The sequence below is a fragment of the Arthrobacter flavus genome (assembly GCF_039526005.1).
GTDB lineage: Bacteria > Actinomycetota > Actinomycetes > Actinomycetales > Micrococcaceae > Arthrobacter_D > Arthrobacter_D flavus.
In genome coordinates, this window is the sequence record NZ_BAAAIJ010000038.1 from 1 (window position 1) to 4,666 (window position 4,666).

The following is a 4,666-nucleotide window of genomic DNA, read 5'->3' on the forward strand; positions in this document are numbered from 1 at the left end:
TCGGAAGGCCTCGACCTCCATCTCGTCACCGACGCGCCCACCCCGGCTACACCCCGCCTACACTCTCGTTTGCGAAGAGCCCGCAATGGCTAATAAGCCGAACATATCGGAGGTCTACTTTTCGAGAGTGAGTCCAAGTCGAATCCGCGCCCGCGAGGCCGAATTTGAACAGCTGGACCTTTCCACGATGACTCCTGACGAAGTATATTCCGAGCTGATGTTCGTGATTTCGCTAGCTGAGACAAGATCATCGTCGACACATTTTATGCTTCCGACTGACTCTCGATTACTTGAAGTAGGAACGACATTGTGGCGGGGTCGCACCTTGGACGTGGACGATCATTTTTTGCCTCTACGAGGTATGAAGTCAATTGAAGATGCTTGGGAAGCGCCGGCCGATAAAGTTCGGTCGCCGGGGCGCCTCAACAAAGCAGGTGAGTCCCTGCTCTATGCGAGTTACGGTAACCCGCTTGCCGTCCCCAACGAAATTCGGGTGAACGAAAATGAGTACTTCTCTCTCCTGAAGTATCGGGTCGTCACCGAAATTAATTTAACTGGTATTGGTTTGCCTATTAGGACGGAGCATTTTTCCGGCGCTGCGGCGCGGGGGGCTGGGGCGATCTCGGAGTTCTTCGGGCGGCAGTTCTCTCGCAGGTCTCGTTTAAACGACGGGGCTCATTACCTGCTTTCGGAACTGATTGCAAAATACAACTTTGATCTGCCCCCCGATTTCCATCACGGGTGGGCCTACCCCTCGGTCGCACGCCCGGGCGCGTTGAATGTGACACTAAGGCCAGAAGAAGCCCACATCAGAATGGAGCTGGTCGGAATTTGCATATGTAAAGCTCTTGTTGCCGCCGAAGAATTGAAGTTGTCTGGTTTTGCATACTCGGACGGAGCAGATACTGGCGCAGGTTTTCAATGGTTCGAACAAGGATCGACTGTACAGCTCGAGTTGTTTCCAGAGTTTAATGTCTAGACGGATCGAGTTAGATCCATCGGCAAATGCTTTCAGGGGTCGTAAGTTAAAATTTGGCATTGCCACGCCTGAAGAGGTGTCCCTGGCTGGCCGACGTCAAGGATCGGCACTCAAGGCCGAAGCGCTTTCTGATTGTGAGGGTGCGACCGCTGGAGGCTAAGCCCCCAAAGGTTATTCAGTTACGGAATGTGGTGGAGTTCCGCTTCAACGTGTAATTTTGTCACGAAATAACGTCGTGATTCAGTGCAAAGTGAACGCAAGCGGTGTGAGTGCGTGGGGGCTGAGGTTCGGCCAGTGCAGCTCGGGCCTGTGGTGCGTATTCGGCGGAAGGCATTGCGGGACTGCCCCCGGTTTTGTTGACTCCTTGACGGGCACGATGGTTCGGTTTCCGGCTATGGTCTGAGGGTTAGGCTTCTTTTGAGAGGTTTTACCTATGCCGAGCCCCTCTCCTGAGTTCCGTAAAGGAGCTGTCGAGCTCTCAGCATCATTTTCAACGGCGACTTTTCCACCCGCATCGCCCGAAGGCGGAAGTAGCACTACCGCGACAACAAGTTCCTGTGAAGCTCCACCCAGTCACCGCCAGGCAGGCTGGTTCTGTCGTAGTCATCAGGTATCAATATGACGTTGGCGGTGGGAGTCTGCATTTGCATGTCAGACGACGGGTTGGTTGCGCATCCCGATGCGGAAACGTCGGACGCTTCGTCTGAAAAAGCGATGAGGCAAACGACCGGTTCGATGGGATCCCCTTCGTCTTGAGCTACTTTTGCCACATAGAAGGTGTTGCCGTCGTGAGAGCCAAGGTTCCGTGTGGAGTCCGCGTTAAGAACGGCGCCTTCAGGGCCCAAGCCATCGACTGAGACACGGTCCACATCAGTCTGCGGTTCCTCGAAGATCGCGTAGGGAGGCGGGGCAGAGCAGGCTGACACTGATCCTAGGCTGAATAGAGCGATGGCGATCCACATTGTGCGACGCATAGCGTTCCCCCTGAACGACGAGCCGGAGCATCCGGTGTGAGCACGTTACCACCGTGTATGACCCATAAGTCTGTGAGCACAGGGTGCGAAGTGATTCAAGGAAGGGGCGGGACAGGAACGGGGGACCCACGATCGGAGTGCACCACGGTCCCTGCAAGGCGGCGTACCCTAACCGCAGTCTCGAGCGCGACGACGAACAGTGAAGACCTCGAACGTGAGCCCATCGAGCATCCGACGGCCCTTCCGGAGTAGACGTCCTCCACAGCGCAGGAGAAGTGCTTCCATTCAGCGGTAGGAGTGTTCGGTGATCTTTGTCAGCCGCAGCCCGTTCCCGGGGGATCTGCTGGCGATTAGCGGTAACGAATGCAGGCTCGCCAGAGGCTAGTCGGTTGCGTAGCGTGGTGGAGTTCAGATTCAATGTAAGACCCCGCCTGAATCGGTAGAAATGCCGCCTTTGTGAACTTATGAGGATGACGCGCGTGCCGCGGCGATGCCTTGTATGACCTCGGGGCGCCGGACACTTTCGCCGTCCCTCAACGTAACCGGCTCCGCGGGAAACAGCCCAACCGCCCCGTCGTGGGGTGACCTTGATTTGGTGTCTTCCTCGTGTAGTGCGTAAGGTCGACCATGCGCCGCGGGGTGGAGCAGTTCGGTAGCTCGCTGGGCTCATAACCCAGAGGTCACAGGTTCAAATCCTGTCCCCGCAACAATAGGGCACCTACTCACGACCATAGTGAGTAGGTGCCTGAACTTCATTAAGTCGGATTCACGGTGCCGCGATGAGCGCTCGGAGGAGGCTCCTCACCCACGCCGACCGCGGACGCGCCACCCTAGGATTGCCGCATGACCAGCATGCAGCGCACAATCGAAGCCGTCCGGGACAAGATCATCGCAGCCGCCGCTGAGGCCTGCGCGGTCGCCCAGTTGGAGCACGACGAGCCCGGGCCCAGGTTGGGGACTGGGCTGGATGGAAGATTCGTCGGCGCGACGGACGACCAGGACATTTATTAGGCGTTGGCCGTAGCCCTTAGCCTATGCCGCAGTGGGATGGGGTCGTTCCGCGACGTCGGATACGATCTGGACCCGGGACGGCGAAGGGCTGAGCGCGCCCGATCGCAGCGGACATCGCTGGTGGTGGCTCAACCAGTCCAGGCGCTCCGGCCAATGAGCGGTCGGGTGAGGATCGTCGCGACTCCGAGACCTTTCTTTTTGACGGAACGTGGTGGGGTTCCGTTTTAATGTGTAAATAGATTCTTGCGGACTGGTCACTCACTGCTCCATGTACATCAGTGTAACCAAAATGTACAATGAAGACATGTCTACTGTGAGCGTCGCAGATGCGCGCAACCATCTTTCCGACGTCATTGCCCGTTCGAAGAGCGAAGCTGTGTTCATCGAGCGTCGCGGTCAGCGCGCCGCCGTGGTCGTTAGCCCCGAGCAGTATGATCGGATGCTGGATGCGCTCGAAGATGCCGAGGATGTTGTTGCGTTCGACGAGGCAATAGCTGAGGAAGGCCCCAATATTCCCTGGGCTGAGGTGAAGGCAGATTTAGGCTGGACGTGAGCTACCAAATCGAGCTGCGCCCTGCTGCAGTTCGTGCTTTGAGGCGCATCGATCATCAGGATCGCGACCGCATTCGTGGGGCGATTGCGCTTCTTGGGAAGGATCCGCGGCCGCCAGGGGCCAAGTCGCTTCAGGGGCGGCCCGGGCTCCGAGTGAGGGTAGGGAACTACCGCATCATCTACACCGTCGACGACAACGTTCTTATCGTTGCCGTGATCACGGTCGGCCACCGTCGAGACGTCTACGGTCGCTGAGCGCAGCAAGTGGATCCTCTTCTGTGATTGTCGCGTGGGGGATCGAGGCCTCTTATTCCGTGTTGGAATGTCGCACCATTACCGTAAAGGACTGCCCAAGGGGTGGGGTTATCCACAAATAGCCAATGCCAGCGAGCGAAAGTGTCTTGATGGGCTCAGAATCGTCGTATGGGTATTAGATACTACGCATATGCGTTCGATAGCGAGCAGACCGAGAGGGCGCTCAGCGACCCACTCACCGTGATCGGATCCGACCCGCTTGCAGACGTTCTGGGCCTCGAGGGGGGCTTCACCGTTGGTTTCACAGCCTTTCGACAATCCGTTCCGGAGCGTGACCTTCTGTACCTTGATAAGGCGTGGTCGTGTTTGCAGCTGCTCACCGCTCCTCCCGTTGCAGTTGATAGAGCCAGACCGGCCTATCGAATGTTTGAAGGACACGTGACCTACCTCGACAATGGTTTCACCTGGCGGCCATGGCTGCGCGTTCTCCCGCCGGACGAGGTTGAACTAGTCGCCCTGGATGTGGAGATGATTGGTGATCACGACATGGAAGCGGGTTTGGAGGGGTTCCACTCGTCCCAGATGCTGGAGTCCGAGGTCGCCTATGCAATCCAGTTCCTTCATCGAGCCAGAAAGTTCGTCCAGGCTGTGGCATCGGAGGGGCGTGGATTCGCCTACATGATTGGCTGAGGTTACTCGGTTACGGCACGTGGTGGAGTTCCGCTTTAACGTCTAATCCCAAGGAAAAAGTAAGGGAACCTAAAGTCTCGCTCCTCAGATCGACTGCGTCGCTGCGAGTTCCGCTCGTGGCCATGGTTGGGCCCCCGTTAGCAGTCCAGCGTCTATGCGATAGCTGATTGGTTTTCTTGCGTCCAGTTTTCCCAGTAGCGGTTGG

5 protein-coding genes, 1 tRNA gene and 1 pseudogene are annotated in these 4,666 nt (G+C 57.3%); 6 read left to right on the plus strand and 1 reads right to left on the minus strand.

What is annotated here, in order from left to right; genetic code table 11:
* Positions 1–361 precede the first annotated feature (361 nt).
* Positions 362–979, plus strand: a complete 618-nt coding sequence (locus tag ABD059_RS09870; protein ID WP_343879566.1) for a hypothetical protein — start codon at positions 362–364, stop codon at positions 977–979.
* Between the two features lie 1,059 nt (positions 980–2,038).
* Here ABD059_RS09870 and ABD059_RS09875 read toward each other — a convergent pair.
* Positions 2,039–2,283, minus strand: a pseudogene (locus ABD059_RS09875) (DDE-type integrase/transposase/recombinase); the annotation flags it as partial.
* Between the two features lie 303 nt (positions 2,284–2,586).
* On the opposite strand from ABD059_RS09875, the gene ABD059_RS09880 reads away from it, so the two are divergent.
* From ABD059_RS09880 to ABD059_RS09900, 5 genes are all read left to right on the plus strand, one after another.
* Positions 2,587–2,660 (plus strand) — tRNA-Met (locus ABD059_RS09880).
* A gap of 136 nt (positions 2,661–2,796) precedes the next feature.
* Positions 2,797–2,964, plus strand: a complete 168-nt coding sequence (locus ABD059_RS09885) for a hypothetical protein (RefSeq protein WP_343879568.1) — start codon at positions 2,797–2,799, stop codon at positions 2,962–2,964.
* Positions 2,965–3,268: 304 nt separating this feature from the next.
* The gene (locus ABD059_RS09890) at positions 3,269–3,517 is read left to right on the plus strand and encodes a type II toxin-antitoxin system Phd/YefM family antitoxin (protein WP_343879570.1); all 249 of its coding nucleotides are present in this window, start codon (positions 3,269–3,271) and stop codon (positions 3,515–3,517) included.
* Positions 3,514–3,771: a type II toxin-antitoxin system RelE family toxin gene (locus ABD059_RS09895; RefSeq protein WP_343879572.1), complete on the plus strand. Its 258-nt coding sequence runs from the start codon at positions 3,514–3,516 to the stop codon at positions 3,769–3,771. Before ABD059_RS09890 ends, ABD059_RS09895 begins: the two co-directional genes overlap by 4 nt.
* Before the next feature lie 168 nt (positions 3,772–3,939).
* Positions 3,940–4,461, plus strand: a complete 522-nt coding sequence (locus ABD059_RS09900; RefSeq protein WP_343879574.1) for a hypothetical protein — start codon at positions 3,940–3,942, stop codon at positions 4,459–4,461.
* The last annotated feature ends 205 nt before the right edge of the window (positions 4,462–4,666 follow it).